Raw genomic sequence first — 17,431 nt, forward strand, 5'->3', positions numbered from 1 at the left:
CCACTTCAGCCCACCACGTGCAAGTAATGCAGGTGGCGTTCGTACTGATCCAGGATGTCGCCAATCACATCGTCACGGCTCCACCCCATGATGTCGTAGTCCTGGCCCCCTTCTCGCAGATGCACTTCCGCGCGGAAATACTTGCGGGAATCGGCACCGTCTTCGGTGTCCCGCATGACGAAGCTTGGCGTATTGAAGGCCCGTGGCCGCACCTCGTAGAGGAAACGTCCTTCACCGGCATGGGAGAGCTCCAGAGATACCCGCCCATCATCACGCTCATTCACGCTCACCTCGTAGCCTTGCTTGCGCAGCTCCTGGGCGACCTCTTCACAGGCCGGCCTCACCACCTCGGCGATAAAGCGCGTGACATGAACCCGGCGAGGCATCAATGCAATATTGCGCAGCCTCCGCTGCCAGCCGCCGTGTGGGTGGCGGGTATGGCGTGGGCCCGGCAAGGCTTGATTGCGCAACCCGCGGCGAGTCGCATCAAGACTCAGCGCCTTGAACAAGCCCCAAATCGCAACCAGCAGGATGACCGCGAACGGCAAAGCGCTCGCAATGGTCGCGGTCTGCAGCGCCTTCAGACCGTTCGCCAGCAGCAACGCGATCGCGACTGCGCCTATGCAGACTGACCAGAAGATACGTTGCCACAGGGGTGAATGACCTTGTCCGGAAGAGGCGAGCATATCCACGACCAGCGCACCAGAGTCCGCCGAGGTCACAAAGAACACGACCACCATCAGCACCGCGACCAGCGAAATGATGCTGGAGAACGGAAAATGCTCCAGGAAAGCAAACAACGCGAGGGAACTGTCCTCACTGACCACAGCAGCCAGATCCTTCACGCCATCGTTGAGGATCATATGGATTGCCGAGTCGCCGAACACGGTCATCCACAGCAAGGTGAAACCCGCAGGCACGAACAGTACGCCGCAGACGAATTCGCGGATGGTCCGCCCTCGCGAAATACGTGCGATGAACAAACCCACGAAGGGCGACCAGGACAACCACCAGCCCCAGTACAGCAAGGTCCAGCCGCCGATCCAGTCGGTGGGCTCGTAAGCGTAGAGATTGAAGGTTTTATTGACGATGTCCGAAAGGTAGGCGCCGGTATTCTGTACATAGGTCTGCAGCAGGAACACCGTAGGCCCAAGCAGCAGCACGAACAGCATCAGGATCACCGCCAGGCTCAGGTTGAGTTCGGACAGGATGCGAATACCTTTATCCAGGCCGCTAGCCACCGAAAGCGTCGCCAATGCGCAGGTGGCGGTGATGAGGATGACTTGCACGGTGGTGTTTACCGGCAAACCGAACACATGATGAAACCCGCTGTTGATCTGCAATACCCCATAACCCAGCGAAGTGGCCACACCAAACACCGTGCCGAGGATGGCGAAGACATCCACGGCATGCCCTATAGGGCCATAGATTCGCTCACCGATCAGCGGATAGAGTGCCGAACGCAAGGTTAACGGCAGGCCATTGCGGAAGCTGAAGTAGGCCAGGATCAGCGCGACGATGGCATAGATCGCCCAGGCATGCAGGCCCCAGTGGAAAAAGGTGATTTTCATGGCTTCGCGCGCCGCGGCAACGGTGCCGGGATCGCCCACGGGCGGCGTGGAGAAATGCATGACCGGTTCGGCCACGCCGAAGAACATGAGGCCAATCCCCATTCCTGCCGAGAACAGCATGGCGAACCAACTGCTCTTTCGGTAATCCGGCTCACTGTGGTCAGGGCCTAGCTTGATGTCGCCATAGCGGCTGACGGCCAGAAACACCACGCTGATCAACACCAACGCTACAACAAGAATGTAGAACCAGCTGGCATTGGTGATGATCCATCGCTGGACTTGCTCGAACAGCGTTTGGGCGTGCTCCTGAAATGCCGTGGCGTACAAGACCAGCAGAAAAACAAGTATCGCACTGGTGTAGAAGACAGGTGGATTGAGGGTGCTCCTGGGTTTGGGGGCTGCAGTCATAGCGGCAGTTCTCCTTGCAAGGCGATGAGCACAGCAGTGCCTGGGCACGACGACATTTACCAAGGCTAGCAGCTGGATAAACTCTCGTTTGCCAAGCTCGGTGTGCTCGAAAACAACCACAAACCCTAACGTCTGCAGGAAAAAATCTCAAACCGACGCCTCATTGGAGTGAATGGTTTGGCGCTTTTTGTTCATCTGCGAGTGGTTATTCGGTAGACTACCGCACGGGTGCCAGCTGCACGGTGCAGTGAGGCAGGTTAAAGAACAGCGCAGGTCGGGCCGCCATGCGGGAGCACCTGTGCCTATGCATAAACAAGAATTACCTCGCGCCCAGAAACTGGCCGAGCGCGCCTTCGCCAACCTTGAACGCTTTTTGCACATTGAAGCGGTCAGCGGCATCGTTCTGTTGATTGCCGCAGTCGCTGCCCTGATCTGGGCGAATTCCCCGGCTGCCGACAGTTATGAAGCCCTTTGGCATACCCCGTTGACGTTCGGCGTGGGCTCGCATGTCTATTCGCAGTCCCTGCATTTCTGGATCAATGATGGCCTGATGACCATCTTTTTCCTGGTCGTGGGCATGGAGATCCGCCGCGAGATCCACGAAGGTGCACTGTCCAGCCTGCGTCAAGCCACGCTTCCCATGGCAGCCGCTGTCGGCGGCGTAGCGGTACCCGCACTCCTCTACCTGAGTTTTGGTCACGCGCCAGCAGACCAACAAGGTTGGGCCGTGCCAACGGCGACGGATATCGCCTTTGCGGTGGGCGTATTGGCCCTGCTCGGCAAGTCGATCCCGTCCAACGTACGTGTATTCCTCCTCGCCCTGGCAATCATCGATGACATCATCGCAGTCCTGATCATCGCGTTCTTCTACTCAGGCGGCCTTGATTACACCGGCTTCGGCGTTGCAGTGATCGGCCTGCTAATGGTGATCGGGCTTCAGAAGATTGGAGTGGGTTCAGCCTACGCCTATGTCATTCCCGGTGCGATCGTCTGGCTGGGCATCTTGTTGACCGGCGCCCACCCGACCCTCGCAGGTGTCGTGCTGGGCCTGATGACACCTGTCACCGCAATGCCGATGCGTGAGCGCCCACTGGACGCCATTACCCGCTTCACCGGCGAATTGCTGGGGCGCGCCAAGGCGCCTGAGCAAGATGCCAGCGACCTCATGGACCCGTTGAAACGACTGCGCCTGGCCCAGCGCGAACTGCTGCCGCCGGTAGTGCGCATGCAAGGCACCCTGCACCCCTGGGTAGCCTTCGGCATCATGCCGGTGTTTGCCTTGGCCAACGCCGGGGTCAGCCTTTCGGGTGTCGACCTGTCCGCAGAAGGCCCCCAGTGGGTCATGATCGCCGTCGCTGTCGCCCTGGTAGCAGGAAAGCCCTTGGGCATCGTCAGCGTCAGTTGGCTGATGGTCCGCCTGGGCTGGTGCGTGCTTCCCGCCGAGGTCAACTGGCGTAGCATTGTCCTGGTCGGGCTGCTGGCCGGCATCGGTTTCACCATGTCGATCTTCATCGCCAACCTCGCGTTCGTCGACCCTGGCTCACTTGGGGCAGCGAAACTCGGCGTGCTATCCGCATCGTTGATCGCGGCCGTGCTGGGGTTGACCTGGGGGGTGTGGAGCCTGCGTAGCGCAGCGTCTGCTACCAAAGCAGGTTCGCCCACCTAGCCACGTTCCGAGACTGGCGATCCCTTGCAGTCGGGCAAGCGGATCGCCACTCCCGGCGCGGCTACAACCTGTGTCGGGTAGGCCTGTGCGGGAAAACACGCCATACTCTCGGTTTTCCAAGTCAGCCATGTGTGGACAATGTCCGACCCTACCCGACCTGCTCCTTCACTCCCCCGCCGTTCACGCTGGCGAGAATGGCGTCAGCGACTGGCGTTCTGGATCGGGGCATTGCTGGTGGGGCTCGTTGCGCTGGCATTCGCCTGGCTAGCCGACGCGGCGTTCGCTTCGTTCAAGCGCTTGCTGGAATGGGCACCCTGGTCACCTCTTCTCATCACTCCGCTGGGTTTCGCGGCCCTGGCTTATCTGACGCAACGATGGTTTGAAAATGCCAAGGGTAGCGGCATTCCCCAAGTCATCGCCGCCCTGGAAATGCCCTCTCGCCGGCTGCGCGCTCGATTACTCTCGCTCCCCGTGGCGGCAGCACGCATGAGTCTGACGTTGGGCGCCCTGCTGGTCGGCGGTTCGGTTGGCCGGGAAGGCCCGACCGTCCATATCGGCGCCGCAGTGCTCTATTCCTTTGGCCGACGCTTAGGCCTGCACGGCCGGCGCACCATCGCTGGCCTGGTGCTCGCCGGAGGCGCCGCGGGTATTGCCGCAGCCTTCAATACACCGTTAGCGGGGGTAGTCTTTGCCATTGAGGAGTTGAGCCGCACGTTCGAGCAACGTTTCAGTGGCTTGGTGCTCACTGCGGTGCTGATCGGCGGGGTCGTGACGCTGGGGCTGATGGGGCATTACGCCTACTTTGGCGAGATCAGCGGTCGGATGCCGGTGGGCTGGGGCTGGAGCGTCGTTCCTGCCTGTGCAGTGCTGGGCGGGCTGCTGGGTGGTTTTTACGCCAAGCTTGTGCTGCCCACCGACAAGGGCATACTCGGCCAGGTCTGTACGTTACGCGGACGCTATCCAGTGCGCTTTGCTGCCACCTGTGGGTTGCTGCTGGCCACCTTGGGGCTCGTCTCTGGCAATCATGTATTCGGCACCGGGTATGAAGAAACGCGTGCGTTGCTGGAGGGGCAGCCGATCACGGACACAAGCTTTCTCCTGTGGAAGTTTCTGGCCAACGTCGCGTCCTATCTTTCCGGGATTCCAGGCGGGCTCTTTTCGCCTTCGCTGAGCATCGGCGCCGCCTTTGCGCCGCTGTTGAGCTTGCTGCCCGATGTTGACCCTCAGGCAGGCGCACTACTCGGCATGGGCGCATACCTGGCCGGTGTGACACGCTCGCCACTGACCGCCTCGGTCATCGTGCTTGAACTGACACACAGCCCGGACCTGGCCATTCCCATGTTGGCAGCCACACTGATGGCGGCGGCGATCTCTGGATGGGTGTCTCCGGTCTCGCTTTACCATGCCTTGGCCAAGCAGATTACTGACAAGCTTCATGCTGCCGCGTCTTCCTCCACAGAACCCGCCGCTCGCCAAACGAGCGCTACCGAAAAACCTTGAGCAGCACCAAGCCTGCCCTGCCAGACGTTAACGGGTAGTCAGGTAGCGGAACTGCCCTGAGGGGGACGGGGCTCCCAACAGGGTGGAACTGTCGCGCGCATTCACGCGTCCGTAGAGTCTGTTGGCCGCTTTAGCACCCCGAGCAACAGCAGGTCGAACGCCTTGCCAGCCTGCGCCAAGCGTGCATTGCCGTCTTCGGCCTCCGCGATCCACACAGCCGCTTCAGCCAAGCTGCCGTAGATCAACGCAGCCAGCGCTTGAGCGTGCGCGTTGACGAAAACGCCCTCTAGTACCAGGTTGTCGATCAACTGGCGCAGCGACTCTATGCAATACCGCTGGGCCTCAGGCGAGCCGCCTCCCAACACCGCTCTGGCGTCGCGCAGCACGATACGCTGGATCTCGGGCTCCAGCGCCATCTCCAGGTAGGCGTGGCAGCGTTGGCGGAAGCCGTCCAAAGCGTTATCGGCGGTCTCGGTAATAGCACGCAGGCGCTCGTCCATTTCAGCGTCGAGCTGCTCAACGACGGCTGCCAGCAACCCCTTCTTGTCGCCAAAGTGGTGGTACAACGCCCCCCGTGTCAATCCCGCCCGAGCGGTCAGATCATCCATCGAGGCGTGCGCAAACCCCTGCTCGCTGAACATCTGGCGGGCGGTGGCCAGTAACAGGGCTCGGGTTTCTTGCATTGCGGCGCGGGTGCGGCGAACCATCCAGCTATTCCTTGTGTTCTGGCGGCATGGGGTAGGCGTATACGAGTATTCATACCGCTTGCACGCATTGTCTTGGGCGCGAGGCGCACTGACAAGCCTGTCGTATCGTCGCGCGGTGACCGAGCCACCAAGCCTGCCGGCCAGCCCTGAAGCCGATCAAAGCGAATACGACGCCTGTCGGGCTCCGGCGCGCATGCGCTGGTAGCCCCAAAGCGCGACCAACAACACTGCGGCCCCACCGGCCAAGGCAACGTTGAATCCGGCCTGGGCACCCCACATATCGACCACCTGCCCAGACGCTGCGGCACCGCCGGCAACTCCAACGTTGAGACCGGCGAGCAACCAGGTCATCCCTTCAGTCAGCTTGCTTTCGGGAACGATGCGCTCTACCAGCGACATCGCCACGATCATGGTCGGGGCGAAGAACAGGCCCGCAACCAGCACGGCAATGGTCAGCCCGATGATGTTTCCCACCACCAGCAGCGGCAAGGTTGTCGCCGCCGTCGCCAACCCACCCAGCAGTAGCAGCTTGTGTAGCGGGGTATCGAGTTTCAGGACACCGAACACCAGCCCCGCGACACAGGAGCCGATGGCATAACAAGACAGCACCACGCTGGCCGCAGCCGGCATGTCCATCTGCTCGGCGAATGCCACGCTGACGATGTCGACCGTACCGACGATCAAGCCCATAGCGACCATCAGCAAGGTCAGCAGGCGTACGTCGGCCAGCCTGAACGCCGACATGCTGTCTTGCCCGGCGGCGGCATCGGCCTCTACTGGCGGCTCGGTGCCGACCTGCACCGCCAAGGCGAACACGCCGACGGCCAGGAACACGGCAGCAGCCAATGTACCGGCCTGCGGAAGTACCGCCACGCTCAGCCCCACCGAAATCGGCGGGCCAGCAATGAAGGTGATTTCGTCAAGAACGGTTTCCAGCGAGTAGGCTGTCTTCAGTTGCGCCTTGCCGCGGTAAATCGCGGTTCAGCGCGCGCGCACCATCGCCGACATGCTGGGCATGAAGCCGGCGAGCGCGGCCCCGACGAATAGGGTCCAGTCCGCCAGCCGCCAATAGCTGCAAGCCAACAGCAGAAGGATGCCCAGCACACTGAGCCCGGCGGCGGCCGGCAATAAGCGGCCCTGGCCATGGCGGTCGACCAGGCGCGAGATCTGCGGCGACATCAGTGCATAAGTCAGCACGAAGGTGGCCGCCACCGCACCGGCCAGGCCGTAACTGCCGGTGATTTGAGACAACATGGTGATGATCCCGATACCGGTCATCGGCAACGGCAGCCGGGCCAGCAGGCCGGCCAAGGCGAAGCCCTTGGCGCCTCTGGCCTGGAACAACTCGCGGTAGGTACTGAACACGCTCGACTCTCCTTATCGAAAGGCCCTTGGGCAGTCACGCTCAAGGTAAAATACATACAGCTCGTATGATTAAAACCTTATTATCATACGAATTGAATGTAAATACTCGACGGGGAACGTCCTTATTCAGCCGCCCTGCCCCGTGACGCCTTGCGTGTGGCGAACACTCGTTCGCCGTTGAGCGAGAGTTGAAGGTGTGAGCGATGAGGCCCGCAGGCCAGTCGCCACGAACGTCGCTGCAGTCAGCGCACAATTGTAGAGCTTGCTTGAACCACCAAAGCCAACGGCCAAGAACCCTATGCATGGCTTCGCCACGTACTGGAGGACTTGCCGCATGCCGCGAAGATTGAGGATTACGAATCGCTATTGCCGTGGAAGTGAAAGTCGGGGAAGCCACGGTAAACCAAGCCCTGACCTTGCGGCAGGAGGGGAACGTGCATCGGTTAAGAATCGCAAAAAGCCCTGAATAATCAGGGCTTTCCTCACGCCTTTGTCCCATTGGGCCGGCGCGCTCCGCTTGCCATTTGACCACAAGATTCAATGACGTGAACCGTCGCATATCTCCGTCGCAGATCACGCGCATAGGCTGGCCCAGCGTTGGAGAACCCTGCATGACATTGGAGGGACTTTTCTTTCACCCCATTTTCACGACACCTAGGCAACACTCGTCCTATCCCCCCGTGTGATAGAAGCTCCCATTAGCCCGCCTAGCAGCGGGCTTTCTTTTGCCTAGAATTCGGCCGTTTGTCTTCTGAGTTGTCCGTTCAACAGGCCCAGGCTGTCCCTTGAGGACACTAGCTAGAGCCACTCTCATGCCACAACTCATCAAATTCGTAGCCCTTCCCCTGGCCTGTAGTCTTCTTTGGGCTTGCTCTGCTCCTGAGACGAAGTCGCCTGTGGAGACGCCTGGCAGGCCCGAATCCGCAAAGACTCAGTTGCTGGAAGCCGGCGCCGCGACCTTGCAGGCGAAGCCGCCCATTGAGGCCATCAACGCCTATCTGGATGGCTTCCACTTTTACAACGGACATCCTGATGTGCAGATGGAAGCGCATCACTACTGCTCCATCCTGAATGAGGATGTCATCCAGTGCGTCATCTTCGACGGTAATACCAGGGAAGCGAAGATCATGGGTGTCGAGTACATCATCGACGAAAAGCTGTTTGCTGGTCTGCCGGCCAACGAGAAGGCGATGTGGCACAGCCACGGCTATGAAGTCTCGTCCGGTCAGTTGGTTGCACCAGGCATCCCCGCGACTGCTGAACATGCGCTGATGGAGCGGCTTGCCCATACCTACGGGAAGACATGGCACACGTGGCACACCGACCAGGATAAAGCTCTTCCTGTGGGCGTTCCGCAGTTGATGATGGGGTTCACAATGGATGGCCAGGCTGACCCGGCGATGGTCGAGCAGCGCAATCGCCGTCTGAGGGTAGATGCGGCAAAAATCAAAGCTCAGCGGGCTAACATTCAAATCCCTGCGGCTGATCCCAAGGCGGATGCTTGGCAACACGGCAACGTTATTCAGATCACCGATCCAACAGGTGCTCATCTGCATCGGCCCGCCACGTCGACATCTGAGAAAGCGAACAGCCGTTCCAGCCAATAGCACGTGGGACAGTTGCATGTAGTTATGCCCCTGACGTACCCCTCTTGGGACGGCTATCGTAAACCGCACCCTGGCAAAGCCAGGCTACAGCCCTTTCGGGCTTACATCCTCACGCGCTGGCCCATCCTTGGGCCGGCGCGCTCCGCTTGCCTTATCCAAATTATCCCGGCGCATCCCACAACTTGGATTCCCGACTGCCCTTGTCAGTAGTTGCCATCATCCAGCAGCGGGCTGGGCAAGCTAGCCTCATGTCAAAGTGAACGCTCAGCACACCGCGCCACTCCATTTACCGCACCGTGTTTCACGAACAGCACGGCAACGGAAGGGTACTCATCAACATCCATGGAGAGGAAAGCTGTGAGCGGCACGCTGAGATGTCTCAAATGCGGTGGGCAAGACCTTGTGACACCAATAAAGTTGAACAAAAAGGCCATCCTCACGTGCCGAAGGTGTGGCGCAATTGCCAATTATGGCGATCTGATGCAGGCAGAAGGCAGACGGCTCATCGCCGACATCCGGCAGCGTCTGCCCCTGTTGGAAGTAAATTAGCCGCGCTCAGATCGCCACACCTACCTATACCATCGCAACGATCTTTATCACACGATACGTTGCGTTTTACGATCTTTCGCGCCCCCGGTCAGCTAGCACGAAAGTAAGGGGAGCATCCCACACTCTCCCGGCATCCGAAGAAAACACAGGCTCTCTGTGTGAACACACGAGGTGCGAGATCATGGCTAACGATCAAGACAAGGCTGGTCAGCAAGGCGGCACCGCTCAAAACAACCCTGGCAGTTTTGCCAATGATGCACAACGGGCGTCTGAAGCCGGCCAGAAAGGTGATCAAATGTCCGGAGGGAGACCTGAGAATCAGCAAACTGGGCATGGCAGCGGCAGTAACCTTCAGGAAGATGATCCTCAGCGTGCCGGTGGTGCAACCCAACGGGGTGGCCAAGGAGGCCATTCCACCGGCATTAAATCTGACCGGGAGGAAAGTATGGAAGATGAGTCGCAAGCGATTCAGGACGAAGACAGCGGAATGACGGAAGACAACCGCTGAGCAAATGGCCAGGGAGAGGGATAACCCTGGCTTCCCCAATATCTTCGAAGCCACCATTCAAGGAATGACGGAATGACCGGCTAAGGGAACAGTACAGTTTTCCCAATTGATAGGCGAAAAAAAGCCCGCGCACAAAGCGCGGGCCGATCAGAGAGCAACACCCGCCCTGATTAGTTATCCAGCTCGTCCTTGGTGATCTTGCCGTCGTGCGGATCGACCTGGAACTCGTACTGCTTGCCGTCAGCTTTCATACCTTCGCCCTCCCAATGACCATCATCGGCCTCGATCTTGGTAATCTGCGTGTAGCCGGCGCCCTTTAAGGTAGCTTCGGCCTGATCCTTGGTTACTTTCCAATCTGCTCCAGGCTGATCCGCCCATGCTGCAGTGCTTGCCATTGCGGCGACCATGGCGAAGCCTGTGAACAGTCGAGTCATCGCTTTCATCGTTAACATCCTTTTTCGTGACAGTTATCGTTCCGACCCTTACGCTGATCTCGCCGTTCAGTTTGAGTGCAGGTCGACACCGAAACTGAGGTCTCTTCATGGAGCTCCGGCAGACAAGCAGTCGGGTGAGGCTTCATAAATCGTTGGATCGAGTGACTCGAGCTATCCCCGCGTGAAAGTGCTTGCCCGCCTAGCAGCCGGCATTCTTCTGCCCATTAACCAGGCACGCCTTCTAACCCCACCTTGGTTGGCCAAGCTCCTTCTCGTATCATCAGCCCTCCCCACCTGGAATGATTGTCGTGAAGCCGTCACCTGGAAGTGCCCAGTCCATCCCTGCGAATGCCAACGGCCCGAAGTGGGATGTCGGCGAAGCTGTCAGCCAACTTTCCTGGGACGACTTGCGGATCATTAAAACGCTAAGTGACTGTAGCAACCGCTCCGCCACAGCCAAGAAGCTCGGCATCAATGTGTCCACCGTCTCGCGCCGGGTCGCGCAAGTTGAGAAGACGCTTGGGGTCGCGCTTTTCGATCATCGCAAGGCGGGGTATCTGCTGACCGCCGAAGGCGTCGAGCTGCGTGCACTGGCCGAGCGCGTTGAGCTGGACATCGTCAGTGTCACCCGCAGGGTGTCCCGCGCCGGCCAAGGCCCCCTGGGAAAGCTGCGAATCACTACCAGCGACTCGCTGCTGCTGTACTTTCTCACGCCGATCATCGCGGACTTCAAAGCCCTCAATGAGGGGATTACCATCGAGGTGTTGGTCGGCAACCAGACGTTGAGTTTGGCGAGGGACGAGTCGGATATTGCGGTGCGCGCGACCAAAAAACCGACGGACACCCTCGTGGGCCGCAAGCTCGCCAACATCGCGTGGGCGGCATATGGCAGCGTCAAGCAGGCGGCGATTACCGATCCCTTCGCTGAGGGTCAGGCATGGGTATCCTACTCGGGAGGCCTGTGCGGTTTGAAGGCAACGAGCTACGTCGAACGTCGAGTGCCCTCGGAGCATATTGCTTACCGCACTGATTCCGTGGCGGCAGCAAGTGCCGCTATTGCGGCGGGCCTCGGTTTTGGTTTCCTCCCCTGCATGCTGGGCGACATCACCCCAGGTTTGGTTCGAGCCGGCCCAGTGGTGCAGGAGCTTCAGGATGAGTTATGGCTGCTCACCCACCAGGACATAAGAAAGTCCTGGCGGGTAAAAGCATTCATGACGTTCTGCGCGGCTGCCGTGGTGGACCTTAAACCTCTGGTCGAAGGTCAGCAGGCCATCCCTGCTTCCTAGTTGAAATCGGAGGCGCCGTTTATTTGACTTGGGCGCCAATCACAGCACGACACACGATCTCGATCAGCTGGGGGCGCTGTGCAAGCCGCGATACACCGATGATATTACTGGCCGCCTGCGGTCGCTCGGTGCCATAGGCCGCCTTGCGCACCTTGCCGACTACGGCAAAGGCTGCGTCCATGTCCAACACATACAGCGTCTCCTCAACGACATCCTGCATCGTAGCGCCATACAAGGCCAACAGCTTGGCGATGTTGTTGTAGGAAACCCGCATCTGTTCGCCCATTGACGAGAAATCGCTCGGACGACCGTCAGCATCCAGTGGCGCCGGCGCTACCAGGTTGCCCTCTTCGTCATGGTTGAACTGCCCCGAGATGAAGATCTCGTTGCCAACTCGCCGCGCTTGCGGATAGCCGTAGCCCTCTTCCCATGAAACGCCCCAGTAGGCGGTGTCGTCGTTGAATGGTCGTGAAGCAGCCATTGGATTCTCCTTGGCGAAAAATGGATCGACGTGATCCGACTGGCCGAGATCCTAGCACCGGATTGAACGTCATCCATGGTGCATTAATGCGCCCACAAGAGCGCAAATGTGCGCCACTATTTCGCTGAGTGTTTCGCTATCTTGTGCTGGCACTCGGCGACATCCCGCCGAAAAACTCTCGCCACCGTTCAGCAAAAGGGAAGAACAATGAGCAAGCCACACACTGAAGTCCTGACCCCGCTCAACAGCCAACTGATCTTCATCGATCAGCAACCGCAAATGGCTTTTGGCGTGCAGAGCATTGACCGGCAGACGCTGAAGAACAACACCGTGGGCCTGGCCAAAGCAGCCAAGATCTTTAATGTTCCCACCATCTTCACCACAGTCGAAACCGAGAGCTTCTCCGGGCATACCTACCCCGAGCTGCTCGCGGTCTTCCCTGACGCTCCGCTGCTCGAGCGCACGTCCATGAACTCCTGGGACGACCAGAAGGTACGTGACGCGCTGAAGAAGAATGGTCGAAACAAGATCATCGTTTCGGGCCTGTGGACTGAGGTCTGCAACACCACCTTCGCGCTGTCCGCCATGCACGATGCAGGCTATGAGATCTATATGGTTGCCGACGCTTCCGGGGGCACGACCAAGGAGGCTCACGACTACGCCATGCAGCGCATGATCCAGGCGGGCGTGGTACCAGTTACCTGGCAGCAGGTGCTACTGGAGTGGCAGCGCGACTGGAAAAACCGCGACACCTACGATGCGGTCATGGAACTGGTCAAAGAGCATTCGGGTGCCTACGGCATGGGCGTCGACTACGCCTACACCATGGTGCACAAAGCGCCAGAGCGCGTTCAGCACGGCCCAACCCTGGCCCCCGTGCCCGCATCGGTCTGATGCCTGATCAGCCCCAAAGTTGGTTCCTGATCAACAAGCGGGGCTGGATGAGCTGATCCGGGCTACCAATCGTTACGGAGTGTTCTGAAGCGCCAGACGAGGCTTCAGCGAATCGTGCTGCCCGGATCAAGCCATCTACAGATTTTTCAGGATGAATTGATCCCATGCACAGTACTAAAGGCATCGTTATAGCCACCGTCGGGATTCAGTCGACTGGGCGGCTCAAACCCTGGCAGGTCACAACGGCCAAGCAGATGATGTTGGATCATCTGGATACCGGCATATCGGTCACCGCGCTTGCTGCAGCATGCGGGCAGTCGCGCAGCCATTTTTCGCGAATGTTCAAGGAATCCACACAGATCTCTGCGCAGCAGTGGTTGCGGGAGCAGCGGCTCAGGAAGAGTAAGGACTTGCTGCAGGCGTCGACGATGATGCTCGCCGAGATCGCTCTGGAATGCGTCTTCTACGACCAGCCGCACTTCTGTCGGACGTTTATGAGATCCGTTGGGATGACGCCGCAGGCTTGGCAGCAACAGCCCATTTAGCAGAGTCAGGTGTGCTATCCCAGAAGCACCCGTTGGCGGCGGGTATTCTGGAAACCATCAACGCGTACCTGCGAGACAAAGGGTGCGAAAGTGGAGCACCCGTCCCGGGTGATCAAACGCCAGCTCGGTTATGTGAAGACTCGCTTTCGTGGCTTGGCCAAGAACATGGCGCAACTGACCACGCTATTTGCGCTGTCTAATCTGTGGATGGTGCGCCGGCAATTATTGCCTGCTGCGGGAGAGGTGCGTCCGTGAGGGCAAAAAATTAAGTTTGCGCCTTGGTTTTCCAATAATCAGCGGCTGAAAATCGGGCTTCTCGGCATCCCCAAGCCGTCCATTTCCGGCTGATGGGCAACTTGTTCTGAGTTCCCTCAAATTAGCATTCGAATGACCAACGAATCCAAAATCATTAGCCCCTAGTTCTAGAACATGGAAATCATTCTGATATTACAATGACGTTGACGCCCCCAAAGCACTAAAGCGGATGAAATATATAGTCACCTCCCTCTTGGCCATCCAATGCCACACCAGCCTGTTTAAGTCTCTGCCGCAGAACTGGAATGTCGACCCGGACTTTCCAATCCGTTCGAATTTGGCTAGCTCTCATGAGTGCGTCGTAAAAAACAAAAGCATCGAGTAGCTGTTCTCGATCAAGCAGGTACACAGTAAATGCATTGCCTTTCCACGCAGCAACATTTAGCCCTAAGATTTCACAGACAGCGATTTTAGCCCGAGCATCGTCTCTATCTGCTTTTCGAGATCACTCAATCTGTTTCGCCAGAACGGGGTCAATGATACGGTCAGTAAATAATACTTCACCTTCATCCCATACCTCAGGCGGACAGATTTTGCTCGCAGGATTCAGTGGGATGAACGGATTTATTTCCGCAGGATAGATTCGACATACCAACGGACGCTCGTCATAGATGCCGCAAAGGTTGTTATCACCCAGGTTCTGACAGCCATTTAGGGCATTGCCCGCGAATACTGCAATGACATAGATTGAGGCATGACCACTGGTGACCTCCACGGCTCGGCCTTTGGCATGAGCAAACTCCTCCGGACTTGAACTCCAATGAAGCTCGTCAAATGCCTCAAGCAGAATTGCTACCTCATGCCCTCTGTTTAGCCACTGCCTCGTTTCATACAGCGTAAGTGGAATCAGCCGTCCTTTACAGCAGACCCCACATCCGTTGCAGGCAAATCGGAAAGAGTTGTTTTCCATAGAAGAACTCGAAAATGCTCTCGGCGCACCATTTGCAAAATTGACCTGACAAGGCAACGCCTTTCAAGAAAATGACCTAAACGGGGCAATCACTGACCACGTAAGTACTTTTATCAATCAAGAATTTTCTTAAATTTTCGGAATAGTCCGCTGATACAGCCTGACGCACGCTTGGTCGAGTCATTAGCGATTGCTTCCAGGCTTCAACTCGAGGGAGCCCATCCAGCACGACATTCTGGGCTGGGGAGTTAAGCACTTCAAAAAACCTGAAAATCGGTGCCATAACAACATCGACCATACTGAATTCAGCCCCTTCAAAGTACGGCCCAGCGACCAAGGCAGAATCAAGCTTCATTAGTTTTCCACGAAGTTCGAATGCCTTATGAACGAAACCCTCTTTATCGGGAGAGTTGATCATTCCCCAAGCATCCCCCATTGCGGCTGTGGAAAACTCCATCCATGCTCGATGTTTAGCTCGCTTCAAAGGCACAGTCGGGTGTAATGGTACCTGGCGATACTCGTCTTCAATAAATTCACATATCGGAAAGCTTTCAAATAAAACAGTTTGACTTTCCTCCTCCTCACCTACGATCAATAGCGGTACCTTGCCGGACGGCGAGATTGCGAGGAACCATTCTGGCTTGTTAGCCAAATCGATGGTTTCACGCTCGAAGGCAATATTTTTCTCGAGCAACGCAATGGCGACACGCTGGACAAACGGACACAATCCATGGCTCACGAGCTTGAGGTTATTGGGCATTTCTTAGGCCTATATTGAAAGGAGGGCGAGACAGCGAGTACATCTAGGCCTACTAAGCCCTACACCGCCCCGCCCACGCGCTGAAGTGATAAGTAAGGGACTTTTACAGTCGACGTCCGCCGTCCACGATGATTTCAGACCCAATCGTCCATTTGGACTCATCAGATGCTAGGTACACTACCGCTTTGGCGATCTCTTCTGGTGTGCCGAAACGACCTGCGGGAATGGAAGAAACGATTTCAGCGTTTACCTGCTCCCTGTACTCAACTGGAATACCGAGCTTGTCATAAAGTGGTGTATCCACAGGGCCAGGACTCACAGCATTCAGACGAACACCGCGATCAAGCAGCTCTGTTGAAAGTGTTTTCGACATATTCAGCAGCGCTGCTTTGGTCGCCGCGTAAACCGAAGAGTTGGCATCACCCACATGAACACTCACAGAAGTATTCAATACTACGGAAGCCGGATTTGCGAACACCGGCAGGAGTGCCTGGATCAGGAAGTAAGGCCCTTTGACATTGATGTCAAAAGACCGATCAAACATCTCTTCAGTCCACGCTTCCATAGGCATCCATACAGAAACACCAGCATTGAGGAAAGCGATATCAAGCTGTCCAAAATGATCACGGATGTCGAGAGCGAGTATTTTCTGGGCTTCCACGTCAGCGGAGTCCGCCTGGAGCACAAGTACCTCGCTCCCTAGCTGATTCTTAGCTTTAGCGATTGAATCTGGGTTCACGCCTGTAACGACAACTCTGGCCCCCTCATTCAGAAAATGTTTAGCGGCTTCGAGACCAATTCCGCTGGTGCCACCGGTGATCAGTGCGCGTTTGCCTTGCAATCTTGCCATTGGAAATTCTCCTGGTGTGCGGGGCCTTCATGCCCCGGTTAGGTGTACTATGTACCTATGCCGAATAATTGATAAGATGGCGAAATTGAATAGCATTCATGCCCTCCAGGCATAAATCGGAGAATGGAACGTGGATCGTCTGCTACTGATGACATGCTTTGTACGCACTGTGGAAACGGGTAGCTTCTCGTCGGCAGGTCGAGATTTAGGCCTTGGCCAACCGAACGTAAGCCGCTATGTAGCCGCCTTGGAAGATCATCTGAAAACTCGATTGCTTCACAGGTCTACCAGGAAGCTGTCACTCACGTCTGAAGGAGAGCGGTACTACGCGGATGCACGCCGAATTCTCGATGCAGTAGCTGAATCGGAATCAGCACTGAAGAACGACGTTACGCCTTCTGGGTTGCTGAGGGTGGCCTGCCCTACTGCTCTGGCACATACCTTTATCGTTCCTGAAATACCCAGATTTCTAAGCCTTTATCCGGAAATGACCCTAGACCTGCAGATTAATGATCGCTTCGTAAACCTTGTAGATGAGGGTGCTGACCTAGCACTGCGGATCGGTCACTTCGATGACAAGACACTTAGAACTAAACAATTAGGTTCATTCAAGCGCGTATGCGTCGCTAGTTCAGATTATTTGGCCAAGCGTGGCACCCCTTCGACGCCAGAAGATCTCGAAAATCATGACTGTATAATTTATACATTGTTAAGCACCGGGGCCACATGGCGTTTTCGTAATGTGGACATACCTGTCACCGGAAAGCTCAGAGTAAACTCTCCAGAAGCTACCCGAGAGTTGGTCAATGCGGGTGTGGGGATAGCACAAGGGCCCGAATGGCTATACGAGGCGGGCTTGAGCAATGGAAATCTTAAACTGATACTTCAGGAGTTTTATCCGCCTCCCGTACCTATCCAGTTTGTTTACATTGCGGATCGGCTAATGCCTAAAAGAGCGCTGGTATTCATGGAGTTTATAGCGGAAGCATTCGCCAACAGCTCCGTGATTGACGAACGCCATGCCTCACCCTAGCTAATGTGTCTCCGAGCCTGCTACCTCTGACCGAACTCGCTA

At 57.2% G+C, this 17,431-nt stretch carries 14 protein-coding genes and 4 pseudogenes; 10 read left to right on the forward strand and 8 right to left on the reverse strand.

Annotated features, from left to right (window positions below):
* Positions 1 to 5: 5 nt before the first annotated feature.
* Positions 6 to 1,979, reverse strand: coding sequence for a choline BCCT transporter BetT (gene betT, locus N5D53_RS04115; RefSeq protein WP_010954773.1), 1,974 nt, complete (start codon positions 1,977 to 1,979; stop codon positions 6 to 8).
* A gap of 304 nt (positions 1,980 to 2,283) precedes the next feature.
* Between betT and nhaA the strand changes: the two genes are divergently transcribed.
* Together nhaA and N5D53_RS04125 are read left to right on the forward strand one after the other, a co-directional pair.
* Positions 2,284 to 3,645, forward strand: a complete 1,362-nt coding sequence (gene nhaA / locus N5D53_RS04120; RefSeq protein WP_104886341.1) for a Na+/H+ antiporter NhaA — start codon at positions 2,284 to 2,286, stop codon at positions 3,643 to 3,645.
* Between the two features lie 138 nt (positions 3,646 to 3,783).
* Positions 3,784 to 5,145 carry a chloride channel protein gene (locus N5D53_RS04125; RefSeq protein WP_232968710.1) on the forward strand — a complete coding sequence of 454 codons (1,362 nt, stop codon included), beginning with the start codon at positions 3,784 to 3,786 and terminating at the stop codon, positions 5,143 to 5,145.
* Positions 5,146 to 5,246: 101 nt separating this feature from the next.
* On the opposite strand, the gene N5D53_RS04130 is transcribed toward N5D53_RS04125, so the two are convergent.
* Complete coding sequence (locus N5D53_RS04130) at positions 5,247 to 5,852, reverse strand: TetR family transcriptional regulator (RefSeq protein ID WP_010954776.1); 606 nt, start codon at positions 5,850 to 5,852, stop codon at positions 5,247 to 5,249.
* A gap of 156 nt (positions 5,853 to 6,008) precedes the next feature.
* Positions 6,009 to 7,217 (reverse strand): annotated as a pseudogene (locus N5D53_RS04135) (MFS transporter).
* Between the two features lie 270 nt (positions 7,218 to 7,487).
* Between N5D53_RS04135 and N5D53_RS04140 the strand changes: the two are divergent.
* From N5D53_RS04140 to N5D53_RS04150, 3 genes and pseudogenes are all read left to right on the forward strand, one after another.
* Positions 7,488 to 7,598 (forward strand): annotated as a pseudogene (locus N5D53_RS04140) (transposase domain-containing protein); the annotation flags it as partial.
* A gap of 431 nt (positions 7,599 to 8,029) precedes the next feature.
* Entirely contained in the window at positions 8,030 to 8,824 is a 795-nt protein-coding gene (locus N5D53_RS04145) for an OBAP family protein (protein WP_198747825.1), read from the forward strand.
* A gap of 730 nt (positions 8,825 to 9,554) precedes the next feature.
* The gene (locus tag N5D53_RS04150; RefSeq protein ID WP_081273210.1) at positions 9,555 to 9,881 is read left to right on the forward strand and encodes a KGG domain-containing protein; all 327 of its coding nucleotides are present in this window, start codon (positions 9,555 to 9,557) and stop codon (positions 9,879 to 9,881) included.
* 170 nt (positions 9,882 to 10,051) lie between these two features.
* On the opposite strand, the gene N5D53_RS04155 is transcribed toward N5D53_RS04150, so the two are convergent.
* Positions 10,052 to 10,324, reverse strand: a complete 273-nt coding sequence (locus tag N5D53_RS04155) for a PepSY domain-containing protein (protein WP_064491896.1) — start codon at positions 10,322 to 10,324, stop codon at positions 10,052 to 10,054.
* A gap of 290 nt (positions 10,325 to 10,614) precedes the next feature.
* Here N5D53_RS04155 and N5D53_RS04160 point away from each other — a divergent pair, with 290 nt between their 5' ends.
* Positions 10,615 to 11,601, forward strand: a complete 987-nt coding sequence (locus N5D53_RS04160; RefSeq protein ID WP_198747826.1) for a LysR family transcriptional regulator — start codon at positions 10,615 to 10,617, stop codon at positions 11,599 to 11,601.
* Positions 11,602 to 11,620: 19 nt separating this feature from the next.
* Here N5D53_RS04160 and N5D53_RS04165 read toward each other — a convergent pair whose 3' ends face one another.
* Positions 11,621 to 12,082: a RidA family protein gene (locus tag N5D53_RS04165; RefSeq protein ID WP_198747827.1), complete on the reverse strand. Its 462-nt coding sequence runs from the start codon at positions 12,080 to 12,082 to the stop codon at positions 11,621 to 11,623.
* 207 nt (positions 12,083 to 12,289) lie between these two features.
* On the opposite strand from N5D53_RS04165, the gene N5D53_RS04170 reads away from it, so the two are divergent.
* From N5D53_RS04170 to N5D53_RS04180, 3 genes and pseudogenes are all read left to right on the forward strand, one after another.
* Positions 12,290 to 12,976, forward strand: coding sequence for a hydrolase (locus N5D53_RS04170; protein ID WP_198747828.1), 687 nt, complete (start codon positions 12,290 to 12,292; stop codon positions 12,974 to 12,976).
* A gap of 164 nt (positions 12,977 to 13,140) precedes the next feature.
* On the forward strand, positions 13,141 to 13,521 hold the full coding sequence (locus tag N5D53_RS04175) for an AraC family transcriptional regulator (RefSeq protein ID WP_198747829.1): 381 nt from the start codon (positions 13,141 to 13,143) through the stop codon (positions 13,519 to 13,521).
* A gap of 84 nt (positions 13,522 to 13,605) precedes the next feature.
* Positions 13,606 to 13,776, forward strand: a pseudogene (locus N5D53_RS04180) (IS5/IS1182 family transposase); the annotation flags it as partial.
* Between the two features lie 220 nt (positions 13,777 to 13,996).
* Here N5D53_RS04180 and N5D53_RS04185 read toward each other — a convergent pair.
* The 3 genes and pseudogenes from N5D53_RS04185 to N5D53_RS04195 form a co-directional block, all read right to left on the reverse strand.
* A pseudogene (locus tag N5D53_RS04185) lies at positions 13,997 to 14,746 on the reverse strand (YkgJ family cysteine cluster protein).
* A gap of 76 nt (positions 14,747 to 14,822) precedes the next feature.
* Complete coding sequence (locus N5D53_RS04190; RefSeq protein WP_012051843.1) at positions 14,823 to 15,506, reverse strand: glutathione S-transferase family protein; 684 nt, start codon at positions 15,504 to 15,506, stop codon at positions 14,823 to 14,825.
* Positions 15,507 to 15,609: 103 nt separating this feature from the next.
* Complete coding sequence (locus N5D53_RS04195) at positions 15,610 to 16,356, reverse strand: SDR family oxidoreductase (RefSeq protein ID WP_064491899.1); 747 nt, start codon at positions 16,354 to 16,356, stop codon at positions 15,610 to 15,612.
* Positions 16,357 to 16,486: 130 nt separating this feature from the next.
* Between N5D53_RS04195 and N5D53_RS04200 the strand changes: the two genes are divergently transcribed.
* Entirely contained in the window at positions 16,487 to 17,389 is a 903-nt protein-coding gene (locus N5D53_RS04200; RefSeq protein WP_081273212.1) for a LysR family transcriptional regulator, read from the forward strand.
* The last annotated feature ends 42 nt before the right edge of the window (positions 17,390 to 17,431 follow it).

The sequence above is a fragment of the Pseudomonas sp. GD03862 genome, from assembly GCF_029840855.1.
Classification (GTDB): Bacteria; Pseudomonadota; Gammaproteobacteria; order Pseudomonadales; family Pseudomonadaceae; genus Aquipseudomonas; species Aquipseudomonas alloputida.

Excerpts from the sequence above, each read along its gene's own strand:
- betT (WP_010954773.1), bottom strand. The coding sequence starts at position 1,979 with ATGACTGCAGCCCCCAAACCCAGGAGCACCCTCAATCCACCTGTCTTC.
- nhaA (WP_104886341.1), top strand. The coding sequence starts at position 2,284 with ATGCATAAACAAGAATTACCTCGCGCCCAGAAACTGGCCGAGCGCGCC.
- N5D53_RS04125 (WP_232968710.1), top strand. The coding sequence starts at position 3,784 with ATGTCCGACCCTACCCGACCTGCTCCTTCACTCCCCCGCCGTTCACGC.
- N5D53_RS04130 (WP_010954776.1), bottom strand. The coding sequence starts at position 5,852 with ATGGTTCGCCGCACCCGCGCCGCAATGCAAGAAACCCGAGCCCTGTTA.
- N5D53_RS04145 (WP_198747825.1), top strand. The coding sequence starts at position 8,030 with ATGCCACAACTCATCAAATTCGTAGCCCTTCCCCTGGCCTGTAGTCTT.
- N5D53_RS04150 (WP_081273210.1), top strand. The coding sequence starts at position 9,555 with ATGGCTAACGATCAAGACAAGGCTGGTCAGCAAGGCGGCACCGCTCAA.
- N5D53_RS04155 (WP_064491896.1), bottom strand. The coding sequence starts at position 10,324 with ATGAAAGCGATGACTCGACTGTTCACAGGCTTCGCCATGGTCGCCGCA.
- N5D53_RS04160 (WP_198747826.1), top strand. The coding sequence starts at position 10,615 with ATGATTGTCGTGAAGCCGTCACCTGGAAGTGCCCAGTCCATCCCTGCG.
- N5D53_RS04165 (WP_198747827.1), bottom strand. The coding sequence starts at position 12,082 with ATGGCTGCTTCACGACCATTCAACGACGACACCGCCTACTGGGGCGTT.
- N5D53_RS04170 (WP_198747828.1), top strand. The coding sequence starts at position 12,290 with ATGAGCAAGCCACACACTGAAGTCCTGACCCCGCTCAACAGCCAACTG.
- N5D53_RS04175 (WP_198747829.1), top strand. The coding sequence starts at position 13,141 with ATGCACAGTACTAAAGGCATCGTTATAGCCACCGTCGGGATTCAGTCG.
- N5D53_RS04190 (WP_012051843.1), bottom strand. The coding sequence starts at position 15,506 with ATGCCCAATAACCTCAAGCTCGTGAGCCATGGATTGTGTCCGTTTGTC.
- N5D53_RS04195 (WP_064491899.1), bottom strand. The coding sequence starts at position 16,356 with ATGGCAAGATTGCAAGGCAAACGCGCACTGATCACCGGTGGCACCAGC.